Source organism: Klebsiella sp. 141153, assembly GCF_032601995.1.
Classification (GTDB): Bacteria; Pseudomonadota; Gammaproteobacteria; order Enterobacterales; family Enterobacteriaceae; genus Klebsiella; species Klebsiella aerogenes.
On record NZ_JAQIRJ010000002.1, the window covers coordinates 248,749 to 273,934 of the forward strand.

Genomic DNA, 25,186 nt, shown 5'->3' on the forward strand with positions numbered 1-25,186 from the left:
GCCGTTTAGTTGACGGTAAACTCGTCGCTGCCCAGATGGTTGTAGTCCACCTTCTGTAACTGGAAATTGGTGATATACACCGGTCCGGCTTTCTGTTCTGAGATAAAGCGATAGCGCGGGGTAATTTCCTGCGCGCTGATCCCGGTCCACTGCGCGAAGAAGCTGAGAAAATCATTCGCCGAGCGGCGGGCTTTAATCATCTTATGCGCTTTATCGTCGCTGGAGAGCACCATAAACGGCACCTGGAAGTTCTGTTGATATTTGTCATCATGGGCGAGATATTGCACCGCTTTACCGCGCTCTTTAAACGCCAGACCGTGATCGGAAAAATAGGTGAGCGAGAAAGTGCTGCCGGAATTCTGCAGCTGACCGTAGAGCTTCGCCAACAGCGCGTCGGTTTGCGTCACGCTGTAGAGATAGCATGAGGTCTCCTTTGACTGCACAAAGGTGGTGTATTTGCCTTTGGTACGATCGCAGGCCTGCGGGTGCGAGCCCATGATATGCAATACGATCAGCTGCGGCTGGCTGCGCTCGACTGATAAGACTTGCTCGGTCAGTTTCAGCAGTTGCTCATCCTGAGTATTTTTATTGGCTTCAAAATCACCGTTTTTCAGGAACTGCACCTCATCGGCACGTTTGGCGATGCTGGCGATAGCGGTGTCGTATTCACCAATTTGTCCCTGATTGGAGAACCACCAGGTCTGGAAGCCCGCGCGGTTGGCGAGGGTGACGAAGTTGTCCTGATACTGGGGTTTACCGTCAACCACCCGGTTGAGGGTCAGGCCAAGCGATTTCTGCGTGGAGCCGCTGGCGGCCACGTAGTTTTTAAACAGATAGCCGTTGACCGAGCTGGCGAACGGCGTGTTGTCCCAGTGGCCACCGAACGCGCCAAGCGCATCGCGGCGCGCGCTCTCGCCAATCACCACGACATAGAGATGGTACTTCGGCTTCACCGCCAGCACGTGCCAGCTATCTTTCATGTTAGCCAACTGCGCCATCCGCGCCTGTTCATCCAGCACTTCGTTGTTATTAACGATCACGTCTTTTACGAAGCGCACGGCGGGATAACCGCTATCAATGACTTTAAAGACGCCGCCCCAGGCCAGATTCTGCACAGGCTGCAGGAAAAAGATGCCGATGCTAAACAGCAGTCCCAGATATTCCACTTTGCCAAGGCGCGCGGGCGGCTGCGGTTTGCGCCGTACGGCAATGACGCCGAGAGCGAAGATGAATACCGCCAGCAAATAGTTGTACCACGGGAAAATAGTGAGAATTTCCGTCGACTCTTCAACATTCGTGGCGTGCAGCGCCAGCAGCGTATTGAAGTTTGGCGCGCCGTAAGCCTGGCCGAAGGGATAGTACATCGCGGCCAGCAGGGAAAAGAGGCCAACTACCCCTTTTTGAACGCGCGGGAAGGTGCTCCAAAGCAGATGGAGTACGCAGGTAAACGCAACGGTATAGAGCAAGCTAAATTCATACCCAAGCGCCAGATTAATCAACAGCGACTGTAAAAAGTAGAATCCTGTCCACGGGTTCAGGGCCAGTCTGCGGGCGGCCAGCGTTTCTTTCAGAGTGACATTCATAATTCGTAATCAACAAGACGCCATGTTCGTCCCCTGGCATCAAGGGGGTAAAACCTGCTGGACAGTGCGTGAAGAGGGTCTCTGCGAGCCGCAGTAGTGGCAGGGCTGACAAACGATAGGGCCTGCGAATGGTAAGGTCAACTGTTCATAACAGATTGTTTTGCGAGAAAGCTTACAAAACTTGAAAAAAGCGCTGAAAGGCGAGGTAACCAGATAGGTTAGCGGGGAAAGATGACAAAAAAATGAAGCGGCGTACCGCGACGCCGCGTTAATGTTTAGGTTTGTCCTGCTGCGGTTTGCCGTTGATCATGTCGCACAGCATGCCGATCAGCATTAAGCGTACTTTGAAGGGTGAATGGCTAAACACGTTTAAGCACCTCTTGAATTCGTTCATGGTTATTCCTCCTGCCTTTTCGCGCCGTCAAATCCGTGATGGCTGTTTGCATTACATACAGATATAGCACAGGCTATATTTTATAGCTATGGCTAAAACGTTAATTTTTTGTGCTATGAGCGCAATCCATTACAATGTGGATCCTTTTATATGATGCTTGATGCGTCACACCAACGAGGAAGCACAATGAACCGTCGCGCAGGTAAGCCCATAACTAAAAAAGTGACGCAGCTGGTTAATGTCGAAGAACACGTAGAGGGGTTCCGTCAGGTGCGCGAAGCACATCGCCGCGAGCTGATTGATGACTATGTGGAGCTGATTTCCGATCTGATTAACGAAGTGGGCGAGGCGCGCCAGGTGGATATGGCTGCGCGTCTTGGCGTTTCGCAGCCGACGGTGGCGAAAATGCTTAAACGTCTGGCGAGCGTCGGCTTGATCGAACAGATCCCCTGGCGCGGGATCTTCTTAACCCCGGAGGGGGAGAAGCTGGCCCATGAAAGCCGCGAGCGTCATCAGATTGTGGAAAACTTTCTGCTGGCGATTGGCGTGAGTCCGGAGATAGCCCGCCGCGATGCGGAAGGAATGGAACACCACGTTAGCGAAGAAACGCTGGCGCAATTCAAGCTGTTTACCCAGAGATTACACGCAGAATGAATCTCCCTTTTGTGCAGTCGCTTGCCCGTGACCGTTTCCTGCATCTTTTGTTACTTATCGCCGTTATCCTTAGCCTGTTCGTTCCTTTCGCGCCTCAGCGCTGGGGACAGGCTATCGACTGGCACACTATTATTACTCTCAGCGGGCTAATGCTGCTGACCAAAGGGATTGAACTGAGCGGCTATTTTGATGTGCTGGGGCGCAAAATGGCGCGCCGTTTCGTCACCGAACGCCAGCTGGCCATCTTTATGGTGCTGGCTGCCGCGCTACTTTCCACCTTTCTGACCAACGACGTCGCCCTGTTCATTGTCGTTCCGCTCACCTTGACGCTAAAAAAATGGTGCGCCATCCCGGTCAACCGGCTGATAATTTTTGAAGCGCTGGCGGTTAACGCCGGCTCTTTATTAACACCCATCGGCAATCCGCAGAATATCTTACTGTGGGGGCGCTCCGGGCTGTCTTTCCTCGCTTTTATCGGCCAGATGCTGCCGCTGGCGGCGGCGATGATGCTTACCCTGCTGGTGCTATGCTGGTGCTGTTTCCCCGCCGCGCGGCTCAATTATCAAAGTAGCGACAAAGCGCCGGAGTGGCGGCCGAAGCTGGTGTGGAGCTGTCTTGCTTTCTACCTTGTCTTTCTGGCTGCGCTGGAGATGAAACAGGAGCTGTGGGGGCTGGCGCTTATTGCCGTCGGATTCCTGTTGCTGGCGCGAGCGGTGATTATCAACGTCGATTGGTCGCTGCTGCTGGTGTTTATGGCGATGTTTATCGACGTTCACCTGCTGACGCAGCTGCCGGTGCTGCAGCAGTGGCTGAACGGCGTCGGCCAGCTCTCTCCCGGCGGGCTGTGGCTGACGGCAATCGGACTGTCGCAGTTTATCAGCAACGTGCCGTCGACTATTTTGCTGCTCAACTACGTGCAGCCAACGATGTTATTAGCCTGGGCGGTGAACGTCGGCGGCTTTGGCCTGCTACCCGGATCGCTGGCGAATCTGATTGCGCTGCGGATGGCCGGCGACCGCCGGATCTGGTGGCGCTTTCATCTTTATTCCATTCCGCTGCTGATCTGGGCGGCGCTCACCGGTTACGCCTTGCTCGCGCTGTGGCGCTGATTTTCAGAGGATTGGGCAAGAAACGGGCAGGAACACCCCATTCGCGATGACGACGCTCGGGCTATAACTATCTGGCTGACGTTAATCATCCGAATGAGGACACTGCTATGCGTTATCAAAAACTGGGAAATACCGGCCTGTTTGTCTCTGAGCTGTGCCTTGGCACCATGACCTTCGGCGGCGAAGAGGGGATGTGGGGAAAAATCGGCCAGTTGCGCCAGGCGGAAGCCGAACAGCTGGTGGGGAGCGCGCTGGATGCGGGCATCAACTTCATCGATACTGCCAACGTCTATTCAGAAGGACGCTCGGAGGAGATCACCGGTCAGGCGTTAAAGAACCTGAAGATACCGCGTGAAAACGTGGTGGTGGCGACTAAAGTGTTCGGCGAAACCGGCACCGCCGGGGTGAACTCGCGCGGCAGCTCCCGCTATCACATCATGGGCAGCGTGAAAGAGAGCCTGCGCCGCCTGCAGCTCGATCATATCGATCTCTACCAATTGCACGGCTTCGATCCGGCGACGCCTATCGAAGAGACGCTGTCGGCGCTGGATACCCTGGTGCAGCAGGGGCACGTGCGCTACATCGGCGTTTCTAACTGGGCGGCCTGGCAAATCGCCAAAGCGCTGGGCATCGCGGAACGCCTTGGGCTCTCGCGCTTTGCTTCTCTGCAGGCTTACTACACGATTGCCGGGCGTGACCTGGAGCGCGAACTGGTGCCGATGATGCAAAGCGAAGGTCTCGGCCTGATGGTCTGGAGCCCGCTGGCGGGCGGTCTGCTGAGCGGTAAATATCGCCGCGATGGACAGGCGGAAGCGGGCGGTCGTCGCCTGGAGTTTGACTTCCCGCCGGTGAATAAAGATCGCGCCTTTGACTGCATTGACGTCATGCAGGTGATAGCCGAAGCGAAAGGGGTCTCGGTGGCGCAGATTGCGCTGGCGTGGCTGCTGCATCAGCCGGCGGTTACCAGCGTTATTATTGGCGCCAAACGGGCCGAACAGTTGCAGGATAATATTGCGGCCACCGCTATTCGCCTGAGTGAAGATGAGTTACGCCAGCTTGACGCGGTCAGTGCGCTGCCGCGCGAGTATCCGGGTTGGATGCTGGAGCGCCAGGGGGAATATCGCCATAAGCAGCTTGACGCGCAGTAACGCCGTTTTTTTCGTGCTCATAAAGATCGCCGCTTGCGGCGATCTTTTTTGTTTGTATGGCTCACAGAAAACGATCCTGCTTTTGCTTCGGCGGTGGTTTTTCTGTATATGACTAGTCATAACTTTTAAATGACTAGTCATATACAGAGGCGAACCATGAAAGACAAACTACCGGCCGATTTTTTATGGGGCAATTCGGTCTCCAGCATGCAGACCGAAGGGGCGTGGAATGAGGGGGGGAAGGGGATGTCGGTGTACGATATCCGTGAACCGTCGGAGTTCGCCTCGGACTGGAAGGTGGCGACCGACTCTTACCATCGCTTCCGCGAAGATTTCGATTTAATGCAGGATCTGGGCATGAACTGCTATCGCTTCCAGATAGCCTGGAGCCGCGTCTGCCCGCAGGGAGATGGCGAGTTCAATGAAGAGGGGATTGCGTTCTACCATCAGTTTATTGATGAGCTCATTGCCCGCGGTATTGAACCAATGATCTGCCTCTATCACTTCGATATGCCCTTGTCGCTGGCGGAGCGCTACAACGGTTTTACCGACCGCCGGGTAATGGACGCCTTTATCCGCTATGGCCAGAAGATGATCGACTGCTACGGCGATAAGGTGAAGTACTGGCTGACCTTCAACGAACAGAATCTTTACCATTCGCCGGAGGCTTTTCTGATCACCGGCTATCTGCGTGGCGATAAAACGCTGCGCGAGCTTTACCAAATTCAGCACCACGTGATGATGGCCCACGTCCATCTCACCGACTATCTCCATCAGGCCAAACCGCAGTGTCTGATGGGCGGAATGCTGGCCCATGCGCTGGTCTATCCGGCGACCTGTAAGCCGCGCGATATTCTGTGCGCCCAGCAACTGGACGAGTTTTTAAACCAGAACCTGCTGCGCGCCTACGCGGGCGAGGGTTATAGCCCGGAAGTGATGCATTTTGTCGCCCGTGAAGGCTTTGACGATATCTATCGCCCTGAAGATATCGCGCTGATGGCGACGGTGAAGGTCGACTATCTGGCATTCAGCTACTACGCCAGCCGCGCGCTCAATAGCGACGCGATTCCGCCGGGGACGGCGGTGAACAACTACATGTTGTTCGGCAACCAGGACAATTCGTATCTGAAAGCGACGGAATGGAACTGGCAGATCGATCCGCTGGGATTCCGCATGATCATTACCCGCTATTACAATGACTGGCGGCTACCGGTCTTCCCGATTGAAAACGGTATCGGGGTAATCGAATCCTGGGACGGCGAAAACCCGGTCGCCGATGATTATCGTATTGCCTATCACCGTGATCATATTAACGCCATGAAAGCGGCAATGTTTGAAGACGGGGCGCAGGTAATAGGCTATCTCGGCTGGGGATTAATCGATATTCTTAGCTCGCAGGGCGACATGCGTAAACGCTACGGCGTGGTGTACGTCAATCGTGAAAACCACGATCTTAAGGATCTCAAGCGGGTACCTAAGAAAAGCTATGCGTGGCTGAAGCGGGTTATCCACAGTAATGGCGAAGAGATGTAACGGCGAGCGGGCGGTGTATGCCGCCCGCCAGCCATTCACAAAATGTTAAAGGATCGGAGAATGACGGCGAAGTATCTTAATATCGCGCGGGAAATAAAAAAGCGGATCATTAGCCAGCAGTATCCTGCCAGCGCGCCGTTACCCGACCAGTTTGCGCTGGCGGCAGAGTTCAATACCAGCCGGATGACCATCCAGCAGGCAATGCGTCAGCTGATTGTCGAGGGTCTTATCTACACCCGCAAAGGTCAGGGTACCTTTGTACGGAAAAATTTCCTCCAGCTATCGCAGTGGGAACTGCCCGGCAGCGACTATTTTGGCGCCACTAAAACCTGGGAGCATCTTGGCGAGGTGCAAAGCGAAGTGCTGCGCTTTGAGCTGCGTTTTCCCAGCGAGAAGGAGCAAAGTTCGCTGCTGATCGACGCCGATGCGCCGGTGTATGACTTCGTCCGCCTGCGGTTGCTTAACGGCGAGCCGGTCTCGCTGGATCTTACGGTAATGCCGGTGGCGCTGGTGCCGGGGCTCAATAAAAGCCATCTGCAGAGTTCGGTGTTTCGTTACGTGCAGGAGACGCTGGGGCTGAAGCTGATGGGGTCTTATCGGGTGGTGCGGGCGAAGAAGCCGGATGATCTGGATAAATTACATCTTAACTGCGAGCCGACCGATCCGGTGCTGGAGGTTGAGCAGGTGATTTATCTGGAAGATGGTACGCCGCTGGAGTACGCGCACTGCCACTACCGCTACGATCATGGCGGGGTCATTCTGGTCAATAACGGCTAGCGGGAAGATTTGCCCTGCTGGCGCTGCGAGCAGATAAAAAATCGGCGGGCACCTGGCCCGCCGTTTTCATGTGCTAGCTGAAATTAGTTCAGGCGCACCGGCATCCCTGAACGGTTCTGGATCGCCTGATCCATTACGCTTTGGTCAACGTCAGGCTGGCTGGTCACCGACTGCACGGCCTGAGTCAGGCTGATAGGCACGATTTCGCCGCCTTTGAACTGCGCTTCGGTGGTCGACAGCGGGTTGTGTACTTCGACGTAGCGGCTGCCATCCGGTTCGGTAGTGGCTTTCACCGGCTCATCGATAAACTGCACGCGGGTGCCGACCGGCACGTTCTCAAACAGGAATTTGATGTCTTCGTTACGCAAACGCACGCAGCCGTGGCTCACGCGCAGGCCGATACCAAAGTTGGCGTTGGTACCGTGGATAGCGTACAGACGACCGATATACAGCGCGTACAGGCCCATCGGGTTATCCGGGCCTGCTGGCACGACTGCCGGCAGCGGGTTGCCTTCCGCGGCGTATTCGGCGTGCATTTTCGCCGTCGGGGTCCAGGTCGGGCCCGCTTTCTTACGTTCAACTTTGGTCGTCCAGTTGATCGGCGTATCTTTGCCCAACTGGCCGATACCGATCGGCAGTACGATCACGGTATTAGTGCCTTTCGGGTAGTAGTACAGACGCATCTCGGCGCTGTTGATGACGATACCTTCATGCACGGTGTCCGGCAGAATCAGCTGTTGCGGAATATTCAGCACGGTGCCGCCTTTCGGCAGGTAGGTATCCACGCCCGGGTTCGCTTCCAGCATGTTGGACAGACCCATCTGGTATTTGGCAGCGAAATATTCCAACGGCTGTTTATTATCGTCTGGAATAGTAATGACCTGGTTCTGGCCAATCAGACGGCTGCCGTCGGTGGGCAGAGGATAGGTAACAGCTGAAGCTGTGTTGCAAAAGCCCACGATGGCGAAGGCTGCCGCTAAGAGTGTCGATAATTTCATATTCTTCATGTCGTGCGCGGTGTCAACGCCACACGGGCCTTGTTAGATATTCAGATAGTAGATGGGAGCGCATTATATGTGCTTTCCGATAAACAGGTAAATCAGATGTGTACGAAATCACAATTTTTTCCTGTTGCTACTAGTGTAGTGCGCAACGCGCCGCTTTCACGGCGAATTGTCTGGTTATCGAAACGTGGATTAATCTTCCAGCAGCCGCGACTGTAACGCTTCGCGCGCCTGCGGCGTCAGGCGATATTCCTGCTCCAGCCAGCGGTCGACATGACCGTAACGTTGTTCAATGCTGGACAACGCGGTCGCCAGATACGACTCCTGGACGGTCATGATGGCGGCGAGATTTTTACGTCCGTTATCATTAAGGCCTTCGCCGAAGGTGTCGAGCAGGAATCCTTCGACCTGCGCCAGCATCCCCTGGGTCAGCAGATACTCTTCCATGACCGTATTGCTATCGCAGCCGAGCGCGAACAGCGTCAGGGCGCAGCCGACGCCGGTACGGTCTTTACCAACCGCGCAGTGCTGCAGTAGCGCGCCGTCGAAAGGTTCCATCAACCACTGAGTCAACTGGCGATAGGCGGCGTTATCAAACGGCAATTGACGGTAGAGCTGTAGCATAAACTGCTCGCCGTCCATGGTGTTGAGGGTTGCGGCGTTAAACTCGGTGACTTTCGCATTGACGCTGCTGGAAAGCGGATTGGCCGGAGCGTTGAGGTAGAAGGCTTCGCTATTTAGCCGGTCAGGGCTGCGATTGACCTCTGTCGGATCGCGATAATCCAGCACCCGGCTCAGCGGAATAGCGCTGAGATGATTGAGATCCTCCGGCGTCATGTTGTGCAGCGAACCCGAGCGCAGCAGTTTGCCAGAACGTACGCGCCGGCCATCGGCCGCGCGTTGACCGCCGAGATCGCGAAAGTTGATGCCGCCTTGAAGCGAGATAAATGCAGGATGGCTGGTGCGGGTGGTCATAAATTCCCTCTGAATTGCGGATAATTATTATGTCTTAGCAATCGGTCATTTTGCGGTAAAACCCTGACCATAGCATAGTTATTGGCGGGCTTTTTACCGCAGTCCGTGAAAAGTGAACCATTTGCTGGCATAATGTCTGGTTCATCACATCCCTAATTCTCTATTTTCAGGATATCCTCGTGCTAGTATCCAGCAACGTCACCATGCAGTTTGGCAGTAAGCCGCTGTTTGAAAACATCTCCGTCAAATTTGGCGGCGGCAACCGCTACGGCCTGATTGGCGCCAACGGCAGCGGCAAATCCACGTTTATGAAGATCCTCGGCGGCGATCTTGAGCCGACGCTGGGCAACGTGTCTCTCGACCCGAACGAGCGCATCGGTAAGCTGCGCCAGGATCAGTTTGCCTTCGAAGAGTTCACCGTGCTGGATACGGTTATCATGGGCCACGGCGAGCTGTGGGAAGTGAAGCAAGAGCGCGATCGCATCTACGCGCTACCGGAAATGAGCGAGGAAGACGGCTATAAAGTGGCCGACCTGGAAGTAAAATACGGCGAGATGGACGGTTACTCCGCCGAAGCGCGCGCCGGCGAACTGCTGCTCGGCGTCGGTATTCCCGTGGAGCAACATTACGGCCCGATGAGCGAAGTCGCGCCGGGCTGGAAACTGCGTGTCCTGCTGGCGCAGGCGCTGTTCTCCAATCCGGATATCCTGCTGCTCGATGAACCGACGAACAACCTCGACATCGATACTATTCGCTGGCTGGAGCAGGTGCTGAACGAACGTGACAGCACCATGATCATCATTTCGCACGACCGTCACTTCCTGAACATGGTCTGCACCCATATGGCGGATCTCGATTACGGCGAACTGCGCGTGTATCCGGGCAACTATGACGAATATATGACTGCGGCGACCCAGGCGCGTGAGCGTCTGCTGGCCGATAACGCTAAGAAGAAAGCGCAAATTGCCGACCTGCAGGCCTTTGTTAGTCGCTTTAGCGCCAACGCTTCAAAATCGCGTCAGGCGACCTCTCGCGCTCGTCAGATTGATAAAATTAAACTGGATGAAGTGAAAGCCTCCAGCCGTCAGAACCCGTTCATTCGCTTCGAACAGGATAAGAAACTGTTCCGTAACGCGCTGGAAGTGGAAGCGCTGGCGAAAGGTTTTGATAACGGCCCGCTGTTCAAAGGGGTTAATCTGCTGCTGGAAGTCGGCGAAAAGCTGGCGGTACTGGGGACCAACGGCGTCGGTAAATCAACGATGCTGAAAACGCTGGTTGGCGAACTGGAAGCGGACAACGGTACCGTTAAGTGGTCCGAAAACGCCCGTATCGGCTACTACGCGCAGGATCATGCCGAAGATTTCGAGAATGACCTGACGGTCTTTGACTGGATGAGCCAGTGGAAACAGGAAGGCGATGACGAGCAGGCGGTACGCAGTATCCTCGGTCGGCTGTTGTTTAGCCAGGACGATATCAAAAAGCCGGCGAAAGTCCTCTCCGGTGGCGAGAAAGGTCGCATGCTGTTCGGTAAGCTGATGATGCAGAAACCGAACATCCTGGTGATGGATGAACCGACTAACCACCTGGATATGGAATCGATCGAATCGCTGAACATGGCGCTGGAGATGTATCAGGGCACCCTGATTTTCGTTTCTCACGACCGTGAGTTCGTGAGTTCTCTGGCGACTCGCGTACTGGAGATCACTCCGGAACGCGTAATCGATTTCAGCGGCAACTACGAAGATTACCTGCGCAGTAAAGGTATCGAGTAATCCCTCTCCGTTACCCGGGTAGCGGCTGCGCCTTACCCGGGTAATCCGAGGTACCGTTTTTTTGTCGGGTGGCGGCTAACGCCTTACCCGACCTACGGGGCGACCAAACCGCACAGTGTTGTAGCCCCGGTAAGCGGTAGCGCCACCGGGGATTTTGAGACCACCAATACCGGCGGTTTCAGCGGGCCTTGGTCAGAGCATCCACTCCGTTCCTTCGACGCCATTCACCAGCAGTTGCCGTTTTTCTCCCGCCGGTAATGACAGCTTCAAGGCTTTCCACGCCGGGCGATAGTTGCCGCGAGCATTGATATTCAGGTTTATGCTGTTGGCGCTGCAGGTCATTTCCCACTCCAGCCATAGCGCATCACCTTCTTTATAGCCCCAGCTTTCACCGTCGTCTTCAAACAACAGACCGCGGGTTGAGCCGGTACCTTTCAGCGGGAACAACTGCAGTTCGCGACGATCGTCTTTTTGCGCATCGACGTGGCTGATACGTTCACTGAGCGGCAGACCGGCGCCGGCGCGGACCAGCAGCGGCAGTTTTTCCAGCGGCGCGTCCAGCGTTACCCACTGACCGCCGGCAAACCACTGGTGGCTGTAAAAATCGTACCAGCCGTCCTGATTATCGGGCAGCCACAGCTGGCGCTGACGGGCGCCGGGCTCGACCACGCTTGCTACCAGTAGATCGCGCCCCAACATGAAGTCATCACACTCGGCGAAGGTCTGGGTATCGTGCTGGTGATCGAGGAAGGTCGGGCGCAGCATGGGTTCGTCATCGGCATGCGCCTGCCATAACAGGGTGTACAAATAGGGCAGTAGACGGTAGCGCAGCTCGATGGCTGAGCGGATCGCCGGGGTGATTTCCGGATACATCCAGGGTTCATTGACCGTCTGGTCGTCATTCCACGAGTGAATGGTAAAGCGCGGATGCATCACGCCGTTTTGCACCCAGCGAACGAACAGTTCTGGCTCGGGTTTATCGCCGGAGAAACCGCCGACGTCATGGCCGACGTTAAACAACCCGGAGAGACTCATCCCTAATCCCATTCGGGTGTTATAGCGCAGCGTATCCCAGTTGGTGCGGTTGTCGCCGCTCCAGGTCTGTACGTAGCGCTGCATCCCGGCGCAGCCGGAGCGGGAGATCAGATACGGGCGCTTTTGCGGCGCAAAGCGCTGCTGCGCTTCCAGCGAGGCGCGCATCATCAATAGCGGCATCACCGGACGAATATGCTTAATGGCGATTTCGCGGCCAAAGCCGTAGCAGCGGGCTTCGCCGTCCCATACCTCATATTCGTTGTTATCGTTCCAGGTCGAATCGATACCCATCTCCAGTAGCTGGGTGGTTACGCCTTCCTGCCACCAGGCCACGGTGTGCGGGTTGGTGAAGTCGAGATGCGAACCTTCATCGTCCCAGAAGCTGGAGCGCTCCGGCGCATCGGTTTGCGAATCGCGAATAAACAGGCCGCGTTCCGCCACTTCGCCATAGCGCGGGTGATCCTGCAGCAGGCACGGTTTGATATTGGCAGCCAGTTTCAGCCCGGCATCGTGGAACGACTGGCTCATCACTTTTGGCTGCGGCACCTTGTCGTAGTTCCAGTTAAAGACGTAGCGCTTGCCGTTGATTGAGGTATAGCCGGAAGAGAGCTGGAACGAATCACAGGGGATCGCATGCTGCTCGCACAGGCGGATAAAATTCATCAGCTGATTTTGCGCATCCGGCGCGTCAGTATAGTGCATCGTCGAGCCGCTGTAGCCGAGGCTCCATTTTGGCCCAAAGAGGGTTTTACCGGTCAGACGGACGAACGCCTTGGTCACATCCAGCACCTGCTTACCGGTAAACAGGTAATAATCGATGTCGCCGGCTTCCGCCTGCCAGCGGCGATAGGCGGTGTGGTAGTTGTCGATTTCGTTACCCAGATCCAGCCAGCAGCTGCTCAGGTTGTCATAGAACAGGCCGTAGCTGATATCGCTGCGCTGCGTGATGGTAAACGGAATATGTTTATACAGCGGGTCTGTGCTGACGGCGTTGTAGCCCATGGCATCGAGGTTACGCATTTCGTAGCGCTTACCGTTACGCTGCAGGTCGCCGGCCTTTTCACCCAGACCATAGAAACGCTCATCTTTACGACGGCTGAGATAATGGGCGACGCCATCCCCGTGGGCATTTGCCAGATAGGCGCTGGTTGGGCGGTCATTGGCGAGCGTCTGCCACTCGCCGGCGTCGTCGCGATAGCTCCACTCCAGCCAAAGCGGCTGGTGGACGGTGACGCGCAGCTGGCGGGTGGCGATGGTCAGCGCGTCATCTTCTTTGGTCATCTGCCAGGCCGGGAGGCTAAAACCGCTGAGGTCATCCCGCGCGCGGCCTTCCCACGGCACATCCTGCTGCGGGGCGATACTCCAGGTGCGATCCAGCGCCAGTTGGCCCTGGCGCTTCAGCAGGACGCGGAATAAATTCTCTTCCAGCACGTACAGACACAAAGTGTGCTGACCATCAACGGTCAATTCAACGTGATGCTCCAGCTGTTGGTGCAAACTCCAGTGTTTCAACGTCTTCATATTTTACATCCACTCTCAGGCGCGCTTGGCGCGACGTTCAGCAATAAATGCCACCAGGAAAACGGCGCCAATCAGGTCAAAGAACCCCATGGCGATAAACAGCGGGTTGAAGCCGATTTTGTCGGCGGTCACCCCGATTAATAATGAGAACAGGAAGCTGGCGATCCATGCCGCGGAACCGCGCATACCGTTGACCGTCGCCATTTGTCCCTTGTCGAAAGACTCCACCACCAGCGCGCTGAGCATGCAGGAGATGATCTGGTGGCCGAAACCGCCAATGGAGATCAGGATGATGGTGATATAGGGATCGCGGGTAATAGCGACCAGCGCCAGCGAGATCATCAGAAACGCGCCGGTAACGGAACTGGCGATGACCGAGTTGACTCGCGTACAGCCGAACCAACGGACGTACAGGCGGGTGAGGTAGCCGCTGACCACGCTGCCAAGATCGGCGGCGAGGAACGGCAGCCAGGCGAACATCGCTATCTGCTTAAGATCCATACCGTGCTCTTTCGCCAGGTACAGCGGCACCCAGAAGCTCAGCACCGCCCAGGCGGGCTCGGCCATAAAAGCGGGGATGGCGATACCGTAGAAACGTTTGTTCTTCGAGACGGTTTTTAGCGCGGTAAAAAAGGGCAGCTTCACCGGCGGCGCTTCGTTGTCCTGCTTGATGTACTCCAGCTCGCTTTGGCTGAGATTCGGGTGTTTTTCCGGGCTCTGGTAGAACGCCCACCACAGCACGACCCACAGCAGCGCCAGCACGCCGGTAAACATAAACGCGCCCTGCCAGCCGAAGGAAGCGTGGGCGAAGTAGATGATAGGCGGCGCCAGCATTGCGCCGATAGAGAAGCCGACGCCAGCCCAGCCGGCGGCGATCGGCCGTTCGGATTTCGGGAACCACTCGCCGATGGTTTTAGCGTTAGCCGGGGTGGCGGCCGCCTCCGCGCCGCCCATAAAGAAGCGTAAAATAGCCAGATGCAGCCAGCTGCCTGCTCCGGCGTGCGCGATACAGGCTACCGCCCACAATGTGGCGCAAACCATAAAGCCCAGCTTGAGCCCGATGACGTCGATAAGCCAGCCGCACAGCGGTTGGAAGATGGTATAAGCCAGCTGAAATGCGCCGACGATCCACGAATATTGCTCGGTGGTAATACCGAGAGTGGCTTTCAGTTCCGGGGCAATAATCCCCAGCGAGTTACGTGTGATGTAGTTGACGGTGACGCCAAGTAAAAACAGCACCAGCACCCACCAGCGCAGGTTTTTCACCACCCGGCGCGTTTTGCTGACTGCCATATCATTGTTGAGGCCTTGACTCATAGAACTCTCCACAAGACGTTGTAGGGGGAAGTGACGCTTCAGCCGCTGAGTCGTCACGTAATAGTTCTAACCATTTGAATTATTTGTTTTTATTTCAATATCTATTGGTATAACTAGTATGGAAGATATTGGACCAATTCAAAATAAGGGAGAAAGGCGGCGGGCAGTAGCGCTATTTATGCAAAATTTTTCATGAGATGACGTAGTTCTCATAATTTGCCGGAGTATTTGCTTGTTAGTGAGGGTTTGGCGACTATGAAAATTCTTTCATTTTTGAATTGGAGCTGGATCACAGAATGGATAAAAAGCTGCGAGTCGCTGAAATTGCCGCCCGCACCGGGCTGTCTGCCAGTACGGTTTCGCGCGTCTTAGCCGGAAAAGCGAATACCAGCGAAAAGGCTCGTCAGGCGGTATTGGCCTGCGCCCGTGAGCTGGGGGTGATGCAGGGATTGGCCGCCGGGCGGCTACTGCTCAACAACCTGCTGATTTTTGCGCCGCAGCGGGCCTTCGATGAACGTTCAGATATCTTCTACTATCGCGTCATCCAGAGTATTAATAACGCGCTGGCGCCGCATGAAGTACGTCTGCGCTATTGCGCGCTGGAAGAAAACGACAGCGACGCCAATCTGTTTCTGGCCCGCATGAACGAGACCGATACCCAGGCGGCGGTATTACTGGGGATCGACGATCGGCATATCCACGCGCTGGCGGCGGATCTTGGCAAACCTTGTGTATTAATTAACTGCCGGGATGAAGGGATGCGTCTCCCCTCCATTGCGCCTGACCATCGGCTGATTGGCCAGTGCGCCGCTCGTTATCTGTTTGATATGGGCCATCAGGCGGTAATGAACGTGATGTGCCTGCGCCGCTATACCATGGAGCTACGGCTGGTGGGTATTAAAGAGGCATGGCGCGCGCGCAACCTGCGGTTTACCGGTAGCCGCGACCTGATTAGCGTCGCCAACTTTAGCGCCCGAGAAACGGAAGAGCAGGTCGGGGCCTGGCTCGACGCTTTACAGGGGCGCCCGATACCGACGGCGTTCCTGGTGGGCGGCGATTTTATGGCCGCCGGTACCGTCAGCGCGCTGCAAAAACGAGGCCTGCGGGTGCCGCAGGATGTCTCGGTGATGAGTATCGACGGTTTTAATCTGGCGGCGATTCAGGACGTGCCGCTAACGGCGATTCATGTGCCGCGGGATGAGCTCGGCAGCGAGGCGGTGCATCTTTTGCAGCAGCGTCTGCTGCGCCCGGAAGCGCCGCACGGCTCGCTGCTGCTGCACGGCGCCCTGGTGGTACGCGATTCGGTGCGGCGGATCCGGCCTGGCAAGAGCCATACCGCCGTAGAACAGCAAGGTCTGTATGATGATTAGATCTTCATGCCCAATGCGCGTTTGCCGTGATCGTTAAGATCGGCAACGGTGAAGCGCGCCTGCCAGTCGCATTCGTAATCTTCACGCGGGAAATCCCCCGGCGAGGCGCCTTTTTCCAGGGCGATTTTTACCTTCTGCGCATAGGCGAGATTCTTCTCGCACATCGGCGCGGCCGGGATGTACATGACGTTGCCCCAGCCCTGTTGATTTTCCACCGGCGCGACCGAGTGAATGACATCGCAGTGCCACCAGACGGAATCACCGGCATTTAGAGCGGGAATCGAGCTTAGCGCTTTGATGAGCAAAGGATGCCATTGCTCAGAGATAGGCAACACCTTGCCCGGCGCGACGCCGCACAGTTCATCTTCCGGCACATCATCCAGCAGCGGACGCAGCAGTACGTAAGCCATCGCCTCCGGGATCGGCACCACATGCAGTAGCCCTTGACCGGGGATCATGTCCGACAGCGCCGTCCAGCCCTGGAAGGTGCGGAACACCGAACATTTGGTGGTGTTATCGACGGTGTACTCTTCCACTTCGGTACGGTGCGCCGCGTCCCACGGATCGTAGGCGTCGATATTGCCATTAAAGACGTTGGCGAAAACCTGCTGATAGGCGGGAAGCAACCAGCGCTCGAGCGCCCCGGAATCGGTATGCGCACCCAGCCCCTTTGACGTGGTTCCCGGCGGGCGGCGGCGGATGCGGTCAGGGTAAATCACGCTGACATCCGGATCGAACCAGCGTTTGCCGTCCTGTTCGAAGCGCCACAGGCGATTAAGGAAGGATTGTACCGTCGCCATTTCATCGCTCTGGCGCGCCTGCATTTGCGAGGGCGACCAGTAGATCGGATAGATCTCAGGGCGCGAAGCCTCCAGCGAGCCGAAGAAGCTGTCGCCAGGCCCTTTGTAAACGTCGTCGAAATGGTTCAGATCCAGGTATTCCAGCATCGCGTTATCCCAGGCCAGCGCCTGTTCGCGCGGGTAGTGGCCTTTGATAACCGCGCAACCGCGGCGCTTAATCGCCTCACGCTGCGCATCGCTCACTTTACCCTGGGCGATATCGCTAAACGGGATCGTCGGCCAGACCTCCTGGCCTGCGGCTTTCAGGGCGTTAATCTCGTCCAGGCGCTCGCTGATACGCGCCGAGAGTTTATCGAACACTGCCTGAACGTCGCCGATTTGCGCGCGTAGGGCCTGTTTCATCTGGCGAATCGCCGCTTTATGGTCGGCAGGTAATGTTTCGTGGGTAGGGAGAGCAGCCATAATTACCTCGCTGTATCTTTCATTCGAAAGTGTTAAATCTTACAAACGTTAATTTAAGTTAAATTAGAGTTAATGCAAGTTTAAAATTATGCAGCGGCGCACAAAATGGAAAAGCCGGGGCGGATACCCCGGCACAGGATCAGTCGTTGAAAGGGGAGGTCTTATCGAGAACGGCCTGAATCACCTTCAACGCGCCGTCGTGGTTATTGTCATCGGTGGTGAAACCGGCGATGGCTTTGATGCTGTCGGCAGCGTTGGCCATAGCAAAAGCATATTTCACCAGTTTTAACATTTCGGCGTCATTGCCGCTGTCGCCAATTGCTACGCACTGCTGCGGCGAAAGGTTCCAGCGTTTGAGCAGGCGGCTGATGCCGTTGGCTTTATGCAGGCCGGGGATAATCAAATCGACAAAGCCAAAGCCGCTGGTGACCGGCTTCATGATCCCATCCAGCGAGACGTGCAATTTATCGATAAGCTGTGGGATATCGCTATCAGGCAGGTTGAGGGAGAATTTGAATAGCGTATCGTCGATGCGATGGTAATCGCTTACCCGCTGCAGACGATGGTAGTGCTTCGACATCAGCTCAACAAAAGCGTCCGGGGCTTTCTCGCTCACGTATGCGCTTTGCAGGCCGCAGGCGACAAAGTTGAGCTGCGGATCTTTCAGCAGTTCGCCAATCACTACCTGTGATTCGTGACGGGTCAGTTCGCCGTGGAACAACTGTTTGCCATGCTCGTAAACCAGAGCGCCGTTTTCTGCGACGAATGAAATCTGCTCGCGAATTTCCGGGAAAAATGAGATCAGCTGATAGTACTGGTTGCCGCTGGCGACAACAAATTCAATACCTTGCTGTTTAAGCTGCGCAAACTGCGCGAGGAAACGCGGGCGGTCATACTGCTTGGCGTCATTGAGAAAAGTTCCGTCCATATCGGTGACGATAACTTTAACGGTCATAAGAGGTGCTCCTGGCTTAACTTCGACCAGTAACATTCTAATTACAATGTGATGGGGAGCACAAATTTATTTCGAATGAAAGTTACCTATTCATCAGCATGCCCGTCAGCGTAGCTACCGGGCATGGAAGCAGTAACCCGGCTCAGCGCAGCGCCGGCCGGGTATTTTCCTTACAGCGTATGCTCGGTACGGGCGATGATGTCGTCCTGGGTATCCGGCGACAGGGCGGTGAAGAACGCCGAGTATCCGGCGACGCGGACCACTAAATCGCGGTACTGGTCAGGGTGTTTCTTGGCTTCCAGCAGCGTTTCGCGTGACACGATGTTGTACTGGATATGCCAGCCTTTATGCACCTCGAAGAAGGTGCGCAGCAGCACCATCAGCTTTTGCTTATCAGACTCGTTCTCCAGCGTGGAAGGATTCAGCTTCTGGTTGAGCAGCACGCCGCCGAGGATCGCGCCGGTCGGCAATTTACCTACCGAACTGATAACCGCCGTTGGCCCCAGGTGATCGGTACCGGAGGCCGGGCTGGCCCCTTCCGCTAGCGGCGCGTGCGCTTTACGGCCATCCGGCGTCGCCATGGTCTGCGCGCCGAACGGGACGTTAGCGGAGATAGACGACGTACCGGCGTAATAGTTACCGCCAATCGGGCCGCGGCCGTAACGCGGGTTATGGTACTGCTTCAGCTCGTCGATATAGGTCTGATAGGCGCGGGCCAGCAGAATGTCGACGCTGTCGTCATCGTTACCGTACTTCGGCGCGCCGTTGATCAAGCGCTGACGTAACTGCTCATGGGTCAGGCCGGCAAAATCTTCCGCCAGCGCCTTCGCCAGCTCCTGCTGGCCGATGACGCCCTGATCGAAGACCAGTTTTTTCACCGCCGCCAGGCTGTTGCCGAGGTTGGCAATCCCGACCTGCAGACCGGAAACCCAGTCATACTTCGCGCCGCCTTGCTTGATGCTTTTCGCCCGTTCGATGCAGTCATCGACCAGCGCCGAGCAGAGAATATCGTGGACGTTCTCTTCCAGCATGGTATCGACAACGTACTCAATCTCGATGGATTTACGGGTGTAGTAGCGGATCTGAGTATCCCAGTCTTCCAGCACCTGGTCGAAGTTAGCGAAGTTACCTTTCGATAGCGCATGTTGCTGGGCAAGGAACACCTGGCCGCTGGTGGCATCGCGGCCGCCTTCCAGCGTCGCCAGCATCACCCGCGCGAAGTTAATAAAGCTCATGCCGGTGCAGCGATAGCCCCATTTGCCGCCGACCGCGGTTTCGATACAGCCGATAGCGGCGTAATCGTAGGCGTCCTGCGGCTCAATGCCGAGCTTGATAAATTCCGGGATGACGATTTCATCGTTATTAAACGCCGGCATGCCGAAACCGCAGCGGATCACCTGCACGCAGGCGTCGAGGAAGTCGTTGCTCATCCCGGCGTGGTAACGCACGCTGAGGTTCGGCTGGGTCGAGCGCAGGCGGCCGCAGGATTCGAGGATCGCATACGACAGCGGGTTGACGGCGTCCTGCGGTTGACCGTCGACCAGATTTTGCCCGCCGATGGTGACGTTCTGGTACAGCGGGCTACCGGCGGAAGCTTTGGAATGCGATCCGGAGCGAATTTTGTTGACCTCCAGCAGCTTCAGCCAGCAGCAATGCAGCAGCTCAATGGCCTGTTCGCGATCCAACGATTGCTGCAGTTCAACGTCGCGGCGGTAGTATGGATAGAGGTACTGGTCCATGCGGCCAAAAGAGACCGAGTGGCCGTTGGATTCAATCTGCAGGATCAACTGAATGAAGTAGCAGAGCTGCAGCGCCTGCCAGAAGGTTTTCGGCGGCTCGTGGGCGATAATTTCACAGTTTTCGGCGATCGCCAGCAGCTCGTCGCGGCGCAATTCACGCGGCTCCTGCGCCGCCATGTCGCGCGCCAGCGTAGCGAAGCGTTTGCAGTGTTCGCTCACTGCCGCGAGCACGATATCGATCGCCTTAAGGAACTGTTCGCCGTGCAGATCTTCCAGCACCGTCAGATTAATACGCGAGCGGCGTTCAGCGACCTTCGCGCGCATGCCGTCGAGCCCTTTTTCCAGCAGCAGCGGATAGTTGACCGCCAGGTGGGCATCGCCGGAAGTCATGTTACCTTCGGCTTTGATAATACCGGTAGCGAGCAGCGCTTTTTGTTCATCGGTAAACATGCCGTAGCAGCGGTCCTGAACGGTCTGCCCGCGCCACCATGGGCACACTTCATGTAATACGCGCTTATTCTCTTCGCTGACCGAGAAGCCGGCGCCCGGACGGTCGGCGAGATCGTCGATCTCTTTCTCAATCCAGCTGACGGTATATTCCGGGAAAATCGGCGCGGCGCGAACTTCGCTGGCCTGGTTGCCGACGATCAGCTCATCGTGCTTGATCCAGATAGTGCGTTCCGCCAGGTGATGGGCCAGCGCCAGCGCGCGACGTACCGGGATCGGTTTATCGAGATGTTGCTGATAGGCGGCGGTATAGTGTTGGGCGCGCTCGGTACAAACCGGCGGCTTAACGATATGCACCAGAGCCATTTTATGCGCCTGAATGCGGGCGCTCAGAGTATCCAGTTTTAAGGTGGTCATAAGTTATCCTCGTAGGGTCGCCGTTAAACCTTTGCTTTGCGCGTACTGCTGCGCAAAGGCCAGCAGCTCTGGAGCGGCCAGCGGTTTGTCCGGTGCGGTATAGGGCTGACTGAGTAGTTGGTATTTATTCATTCCCAGCGTGTGGTACGGCAGGAAATGGATTTCGCTGACCTGAAGACGGTCGGCGGCAAAATCGGTAATCGCGGTAATGTCGGCTTCGCTGGCGTTAAATCCCTGAATTAATGGGACGCGAATGATGATTTTTTTCCCTGCCTGCGCCAGGCGCTGCAGGTTATCCAGCACCCGGCGGGCGCTGCCGTCGGTCCACTGCTGGAAGACGGCGTCATCGACGTGCTTCAGGTCGGCCAGAAACAGATCGACAAACGGTAAAGAGGGTTCAATGTACTTCCACGGTACGTGCAGGCAGGTTTCCACGGCGGTGTGAATGCCCGCCTGATGGCTGGCTTCGAACAGCGCCTGCGCCAGCGTCGGGTTCATAAAGGGCTCGCCGCCGGAAAGGGTGATGCCGCCGCCGCTGCGATCGTAAAATGGTTTATCACGCAGCACCGTCGCCATAATTTCCGCCACGCTTTTTTCCTCGCCGCAGACCGTCAGCGCGGTAGTGGGGCAGCAGCCGCGTAGCGCGGCGATATGGTCGTCATTGACGTTTTGCCGATGGATAATCAGGCCGTCCAGAGTACGGGTAATCACCTCCGGCGCCGCCTGCTGACACAGCTCGCAGCCGTCAAGACACAGCCGCGCCTCGTACAGCAGGTCTTCGCTGCGGGCGCGGCTTTCCGGGTTCTGACACCAACGGCAGCCCAGCGAACAGCCTTTAAGGAATACGACGGTACGGATCCCCGGGCCGTCATGGGTGGAGTAGCGCTGGATGTTGAAGATCATGATTTACCCTCTTATTTGCATATGAAGATTAAATAACTTTCGAATGAAAGTTATATTAACGCAAATCAACAATCAGAGTGGGTAGTAGAGATGGGGAGAAAAAGAACGGCGTGGTTCACAAAATAACCGGCGACCTGCCTCGCCGGCGGCTGGAATTAGCGTGAACCACACACCTCGCACTGGGGGTGGCGCATCAGCTTCATTTCGCGAAACTGGCAGGTCATCGCGTCATACATCACGATTTTTCCCCTGGCGGGGGTGCCGTAACCGGTCAACAGTTTAATCGCCTCCATGGCCTGCAGCGAACCGATAGTGCCGACCAGCGGCGCCATCACCCCGGCTTCGACGCAGGTGAGGGCGTTTTCGCCGAACAGGCGGCTCAGGCAGCGATAGCATGGCTCGCCGTCCTGATAGGTAAAGACGCTGATTTGCCCTTCCATACGAATCGCCGCGCCGGAGACCAGCGGGGTTTTGTGCTGGAAGCAGCCGGCGTTAAGCTGATTGCGAATAGCAACGTTGTCGGTACAGTCCAGTACCAGATGGTGATCGGCAATCTGCGTTGCCAGCGCCGCGTCATCCAGCATTGCATTGATGGCGACCAGCCGAACGTGCGGGTTAATGCGCGCCAGCGCATCGCGGGCGGAATCGACCTTCGGCTGGCCGATGGTCGCGTCGCTGTGCAGCGTCTGGCGTTGTAGATTGGATAACGAAACGGTATCGAAATCGACGAGCGTGAGCTGACCCACCCCGGCCGCCGCCAGATATTGAGCGGCGGCGCAGCCGAGCCCGCCGAGGCCGACGACCAGTACGCGAGCGGCTTTTAGCTGCTCCTGACCGTCGAAATCAAACCCCCGCAGCACGATCTGCCGGTTATAGCGCAGCATCTCCTCGTCGCTCAGCTCAACGGCCATTACAGCCCCCCAAACAGATGATTAAAGGGCTCGACTTCGACCCACTCGCCCGCTTCGACGTTGCCGCGTTCGCGCTCCAGTACGATAAAGCAGTTACCGAGGCTGAATGAGCTGAAAATGTGCGAACCCTGATGCCCGGTGGTGCTCACCACCAGTTCGCCTTCCGGATTGCGCTGCAGCACGCCGCGCTGGAAGTCGAGGCGGCCCGGCGATTTTTTCAACCGGCTGGCGGCGCGCACGCGCAGACGCATCGGCTGGGTTTGGCCGCGGTTGCCGGAGAGCTTGGCCAGCAGCGGCTGAACCAGTTGATAGAAGGTTAAGGTGGCGGAAACCGGGTTGCCCGGCAGGCCGCAGAACCAGCTGTTGCTGAGCTTGCCGAAGGCGAACGGTTTACCCGGCTTAATCGCCAGCTTCCAGAAGCCGATCTCGCCCAGTTCTTCGAGGATGGTTTTGGTGTAATCGGCTTCGCCCACGGAGACGCCGCCGGAACTGATCACTACATCTGCCTGCTGGTCGGCGGCGATAAAGGCGTCGCGCAGCTTCGCCGGATCGTCAGGAATAATACCGAGGTTGATCACCTCGCAGCCCAGCTGTTCGAGCATCAAATGTACCGCCAGGCGGTTGGTATCATAGATCTGGCCGTCGCCGAGCGGTTGGCCTGGCAGCTGGAGCTCATCGCCGGTCGAGAAGACCGCGACGCGCACTTTACGCAGCACCTCAACTTCAGCTATGCCCAGCGACGCCAGCACCGGCAGTTCCGCAACGGTAAGACGAGTCCCTGCCGGGAATACTACCGCGCCGTTGGCGATATCTTCGCCGCGACGGCGTATATTTTGCCCGGCTTTCACCGGCGCGATGAAGCGCACGCCCGCATCGCTTTGTTCCGTTTCTTCCTGCATAACCACGGCGTCGCAGCCTTCAGGCACCGGCGCGCCGGTCATGATGCGGATACAGGTGCCCGCCGGCCAGGTATCGTGGAACGGTTGGCCGGCAAAGGCCTTACCGGCAACCGGCAGCGCCGCGCCGTCGGCGACATCGGCCAGGCGCACGGCATAGCCGTCCATCGCCGAATTATCAAAACCGGGTACGTCCAGCGGCGAAACGACATCATGGGCGGTCACGCGCGAAAAGGCCTGCAGCAGCGGCAGGGTCTCCGTGGCCTGCAGCGGCGAAATACGGTCGAGCATCTGAGTCAGGGCTGTGTCGAGCGGCATCAGTCCGGCGGTAAAATCCATGGGTTACTCCTGCTGGCAAAACGTCGAAAACGCCTATTATGGCAGAAAAGCGCCGGCGACTGTATGCCACTGCGGTACGAGGCTTTACATCACCGGATGCTCTTTCTATATTCAAAAAATGTATAAAAGGTTAGTCAGTATAATGATATCTATAGAGTTTATGGCAAAGGAAAGATCGAATGGGTAAGGCGGTAATAGCAATCCACGGCGGCGCCGGCGCAATTAGCCGAGCGCAGATGTCGCCGGAGCGCGAACGCGAGTATGTAGCCGCGCTGTCGGTCATCGTCGATAGCGGACAAAAAATGCTGGCAGCAGGTGCCAGCGCACTGGATGCGGTGACCGAAGCGGTACGTCTGCTGGAAGAGTGCCCGCTATTTAACGCTGGAATAGGTTCCGTGTTTACCCACGATCAAACGCACGAACTGGATGCCTGCGTGATGGATGGCTATAGCCTGCAGGCTGGCGCGGTCGCGGGCGTAAAGCATCTGCGTAACCCGGTGCTGGCGGCGCGTATGGTGCTGGAAGAAAGTCCGCACGTGCTGCTTATCGGCGAAGGGGCGGAAAAGTTTGCCGCCTCGCGCGGGATGGCGCTGGTTGAAAACGAGTTATTTTCTACCACCGAGCGGCTTCTGCAGTTGCAGCAGGCGAAAGAGGGCGGCGAGATTATTCTCGACCACCATGCCGCGCCGCTTGACGAACGCCACAAAATGGGGACCGTTGGCGCGGTGGCGCTGGACCTGGCCGGTAATCTGGCGGCGGCGACCTCCACCGGCGGAATGACCAATAAACTGCCCGGTCGCGTCGGCGACAGCCCTCTGCCGGGCGCGGGCTGCTACGCCAATAACGCCAGCGTCGCGGTCTCCTGCACCGGCACCGGCGAAGTCTTCATGCGCACACTCGCCGCTTACGACATTTCAGCGTTGATGGAGTACGGCAACCTCAGCCTGTTTGAGGCCTGCGAGCGGGTGGTGCAGGAAAAACTGCCGGCGCTGGGCGGCAGCGGGGGCCTTATCGCCGTGGACCGCGAGGGGAATGTCGTGCTGCCTTTCAATAGCGAAGGTATGTACCGGGCGTGGTGTTATGCGGGCGATACGCCGACGATTGGAATTTATCGCGAATAAAAGG

At 56.8% G+C, this 25,186-nt stretch carries 20 protein-coding genes; 8 read left to right on the forward strand and 12 right to left on the reverse strand.

Features of this window, described 5'->3' with window-relative positions; genetic code table 11:
• Window positions 1-5: 5 nt before the first annotated feature.
• Both PGS10_RS04240 and mntS read right to left on the reverse strand, forming a co-directional pair.
• Complete coding sequence (locus PGS10_RS04240; RefSeq protein WP_316422476.1) at window positions 6-1,583, reverse strand: phosphoethanolamine transferase; 1,578 nt, start codon at window positions 1,581-1,583, stop codon at window positions 6-8.
• 268 nt (window positions 1,584-1,851) lie between these two features.
• Window positions 1,852-1,977 carry a manganase accumulation protein MntS gene (gene mntS, locus PGS10_RS04245; RefSeq protein WP_045395034.1) on the reverse strand — a complete coding sequence of 42 codons (126 nt, stop codon included), beginning with the start codon at window positions 1,975-1,977 and terminating at the stop codon, window positions 1,852-1,854.
• Window positions 1,978-2,163: 186 nt separating this feature from the next.
• Between mntS and mntR the strand changes: the two genes are divergently transcribed.
• The 5 genes from mntR (at window position 2,164) to PGS10_RS04270 (ending at window position 7,198) form a co-directional block, all read left to right on the forward strand.
• Window positions 2,164-2,631, forward strand: coding sequence for a manganese-binding transcriptional regulator MntR (mntR, locus tag PGS10_RS04250; protein ID WP_015367574.1), 468 nt, complete (start codon window positions 2,164-2,166; stop codon window positions 2,629-2,631).
• Window positions 2,628-3,740, forward strand: a complete 1,113-nt coding sequence (locus tag PGS10_RS04255; RefSeq protein WP_316422477.1) for an anion transporter — start codon at window positions 2,628-2,630, stop codon at window positions 3,738-3,740. Before mntR ends, PGS10_RS04255 begins: the two co-directional genes overlap by 4 nt.
• Window positions 3,741-3,847: 107 nt before the next feature.
• On the forward strand, window positions 3,848-4,888 hold the full coding sequence (locus PGS10_RS04260; protein ID WP_151085117.1) for an aldo/keto reductase: 1,041 nt from the start codon (window positions 3,848-3,850) through the stop codon (window positions 4,886-4,888).
• Between the two features lie 156 nt (window positions 4,889-5,044).
• Complete coding sequence (locus PGS10_RS04265) at window positions 5,045-6,421, forward strand: glycoside hydrolase family 1 protein (protein WP_151085115.1); 1,377 nt, start codon at window positions 5,045-5,047, stop codon at window positions 6,419-6,421.
• Window positions 6,422-6,481: 60 nt separating this feature from the next.
• The gene (locus PGS10_RS04270) at window positions 6,482-7,198 is read left to right on the forward strand and encodes a GntR family transcriptional regulator (protein ID WP_045395027.1); all 717 of its coding nucleotides are present in this window, start codon (window positions 6,482-6,484) and stop codon (window positions 7,196-7,198) included.
• A gap of 83 nt (window positions 7,199-7,281) precedes the next feature.
• On the opposite strand, the gene ldtB is transcribed toward PGS10_RS04270, so the two are convergent.
• Complete coding sequence (ldtB, locus tag PGS10_RS04275) at window positions 7,282-8,196, reverse strand: L,D-transpeptidase (protein ID WP_015367569.1); 915 nt, start codon at window positions 8,194-8,196, stop codon at window positions 7,282-7,284.
• A gap of 198 nt (window positions 8,197-8,394) precedes the next feature.
• On the reverse strand, window positions 8,395-9,177 hold the full coding sequence (locus PGS10_RS04280) for a tyrosine-protein phosphatase (protein ID WP_047049100.1): 783 nt from the start codon (window positions 9,175-9,177) through the stop codon (window positions 8,395-8,397).
• 179 nt (window positions 9,178-9,356) lie between these two features.
• Between PGS10_RS04280 and PGS10_RS04285 the strand changes: the two genes are divergently transcribed.
• Window positions 9,357-10,949, forward strand: coding sequence for an ABC-F family ATPase (locus PGS10_RS04285; RefSeq protein WP_015367567.1), 1,593 nt, complete (start codon window positions 9,357-9,359; stop codon window positions 10,947-10,949).
• 192 nt (window positions 10,950-11,141) lie between these two features.
• On the opposite strand, the gene PGS10_RS04290 is transcribed toward PGS10_RS04285, so the two are convergent.
• A complete protein-coding gene (locus PGS10_RS04290; protein ID WP_047078236.1) occupies window positions 11,142-13,505 on the reverse strand; it encodes a glycoside hydrolase family 31 protein in 2,364 nt (787 codons plus the stop codon).
• A gap of 15 nt (window positions 13,506-13,520) precedes the next feature.
• Entirely contained in the window at window positions 13,521-14,822 is a 1,302-nt protein-coding gene (locus PGS10_RS04295; protein WP_045374148.1) for an MFS transporter, read from the reverse strand.
• Window positions 14,823-15,118: 296 nt separating this feature from the next.
• On the opposite strand from PGS10_RS04295, the gene PGS10_RS04300 reads away from it, so the two are divergent.
• Complete coding sequence (locus PGS10_RS04300) at window positions 15,119-16,192, forward strand: LacI family DNA-binding transcriptional regulator (RefSeq protein ID WP_047049095.1); 1,074 nt, start codon at window positions 15,119-15,121, stop codon at window positions 16,190-16,192.
• On the opposite strand, the gene PGS10_RS04305 is transcribed toward PGS10_RS04300, so the two are convergent.
• The 6 genes from PGS10_RS04305 to moeA all read right to left on the reverse strand — a co-directional run bounded on the left by PGS10_RS04305 (window position 16,189) and on the right by moeA (window position 24,061).
• Entirely contained in the window at window positions 16,189-17,454 is a 1,266-nt protein-coding gene (locus PGS10_RS04305) for a DUF1479 domain-containing protein (protein ID WP_316422478.1), read from the reverse strand. The two genes, PGS10_RS04300 and PGS10_RS04305, sit on opposite strands and share 4 nt — an antisense overlap.
• A gap of 139 nt (window positions 17,455-17,593) precedes the next feature.
• Window positions 17,594-18,409: a Cof-type HAD-IIB family hydrolase gene (locus PGS10_RS04310; RefSeq protein ID WP_213292679.1), complete on the reverse strand. Its 816-nt coding sequence runs from the start codon at window positions 18,407-18,409 to the stop codon at window positions 17,594-17,596.
• Between the two features lie 170 nt (window positions 18,410-18,579).
• Window positions 18,580-21,012: a formate C-acetyltransferase/glycerol dehydratase family glycyl radical enzyme gene (locus PGS10_RS04315; RefSeq protein ID WP_047049089.1), complete on the reverse strand. Its 2,433-nt coding sequence runs from the start codon at window positions 21,010-21,012 to the stop codon at window positions 18,580-18,582.
• Between the two features lie 3 nt (window positions 21,013-21,015).
• Complete coding sequence (locus PGS10_RS04320) at window positions 21,016-21,915, reverse strand: glycyl-radical enzyme activating protein (protein WP_316422479.1); 900 nt, start codon at window positions 21,913-21,915, stop codon at window positions 21,016-21,018.
• A gap of 155 nt (window positions 21,916-22,070) precedes the next feature.
• Complete coding sequence (gene moeB / locus PGS10_RS04325; protein WP_289577087.1) at window positions 22,071-22,826, reverse strand: molybdopterin-synthase adenylyltransferase MoeB; 756 nt, start codon at window positions 22,824-22,826, stop codon at window positions 22,071-22,073.
• Window positions 22,826-24,061 (reverse strand): molybdopterin molybdotransferase MoeA, encoded by a 1,236-nt coding sequence (gene moeA / locus PGS10_RS04330; protein WP_289577085.1) that lies wholly within the window; start codon window positions 24,059-24,061, stop codon window positions 22,826-22,828. The genes moeB and moeA overlap by 1 nt, the downstream gene beginning before the upstream one ends.
• A gap of 179 nt (window positions 24,062-24,240) precedes the next feature.
• Between moeA and iaaA the strand changes: the two genes are divergently transcribed.
• Window positions 24,241-25,182: a beta-aspartyl-peptidase gene (gene iaaA / locus PGS10_RS04335; RefSeq protein ID WP_316422480.1), complete on the forward strand. Its 942-nt coding sequence runs from the start codon at window positions 24,241-24,243 to the stop codon at window positions 25,180-25,182.
• Window positions 25,183-25,186: the final 4 nt, after the last annotated feature.

Bases quoted from the DNA above. Each gene is read 5' to 3' on its own strand.
- PGS10_RS04240 (WP_316422476.1), bottom strand. From the start codon at position 1,583: ATGAATGTCACTCTGAAAGAAACGCTGGCCGCCCGCAGACTGGCCCTG.
- mntS (WP_045395034.1), bottom strand. From the start codon at position 1,977: ATGAACGAATTCAAGAGGTGCTTAAACGTGTTTAGCCATTCACCCTTC.
- mntR (WP_015367574.1), top strand. From the start codon at position 2,164: ATGAACCGTCGCGCAGGTAAGCCCATAACTAAAAAAGTGACGCAGCTG.
- PGS10_RS04255 (WP_316422477.1), top strand. From the start codon at position 2,628: ATGAATCTCCCTTTTGTGCAGTCGCTTGCCCGTGACCGTTTCCTGCAT.
- PGS10_RS04260 (WP_151085117.1), top strand. From the start codon at position 3,848: ATGCGTTATCAAAAACTGGGAAATACCGGCCTGTTTGTCTCTGAGCTG.
- PGS10_RS04265 (WP_151085115.1), top strand. From the start codon at position 5,045: ATGAAAGACAAACTACCGGCCGATTTTTTATGGGGCAATTCGGTCTCC.
- PGS10_RS04270 (WP_045395027.1), top strand. From the start codon at position 6,482: ATGACGGCGAAGTATCTTAATATCGCGCGGGAAATAAAAAAGCGGATC.
- ldtB (WP_015367569.1), bottom strand. From the start codon at position 8,196: ATGAAATTATCGACACTCTTAGCGGCAGCCTTCGCCATCGTGGGCTTT.
- PGS10_RS04280 (WP_047049100.1), bottom strand. From the start codon at position 9,177: ATGACCACCCGCACCAGCCATCCTGCATTTATCTCGCTTCAAGGCGGC.
- PGS10_RS04290 (WP_047078236.1), bottom strand. From the start codon at position 13,505: ATGAAGACGTTGAAACACTGGAGTTTGCACCAACAGCTGGAGCATCAC.
- PGS10_RS04295 (WP_045374148.1), bottom strand. From the start codon at position 14,822: ATGAGTCAAGGCCTCAACAATGATATGGCAGTCAGCAAAACGCGCCGG.
- PGS10_RS04300 (WP_047049095.1), top strand. From the start codon at position 15,119: ATGGATAAAAAGCTGCGAGTCGCTGAAATTGCCGCCCGCACCGGGCTG.
- PGS10_RS04305 (WP_316422478.1), bottom strand. From the start codon at position 17,454: ATGGCTGCTCTCCCTACCCACGAAACATTACCTGCCGACCATAAAGCG.
- PGS10_RS04310 (WP_213292679.1), bottom strand. From the start codon at position 18,409: ATGACCGTTAAAGTTATCGTCACCGATATGGACGGAACTTTTCTCAAT.
- PGS10_RS04315 (WP_047049089.1), bottom strand. From the start codon at position 21,012: ATGACCACCTTAAAACTGGATACTCTGAGCGCCCGCATTCAGGCGCAT.
- PGS10_RS04320 (WP_316422479.1), bottom strand. From the start codon at position 21,915: ATGATCTTCAACATCCAGCGCTACTCCACCCATGACGGCCCGGGGATC.
- moeB (WP_289577087.1), bottom strand. From the start codon at position 22,826: ATGGCCGTTGAGCTGAGCGACGAGGAGATGCTGCGCTATAACCGGCAG.
- moeA (WP_289577085.1), bottom strand. From the start codon at position 24,061: ATGGATTTTACCGCCGGACTGATGCCGCTCGACACAGCCCTGACTCAG.
- iaaA (WP_316422480.1), top strand. From the start codon at position 24,241: ATGGGTAAGGCGGTAATAGCAATCCACGGCGGCGCCGGCGCAATTAGC.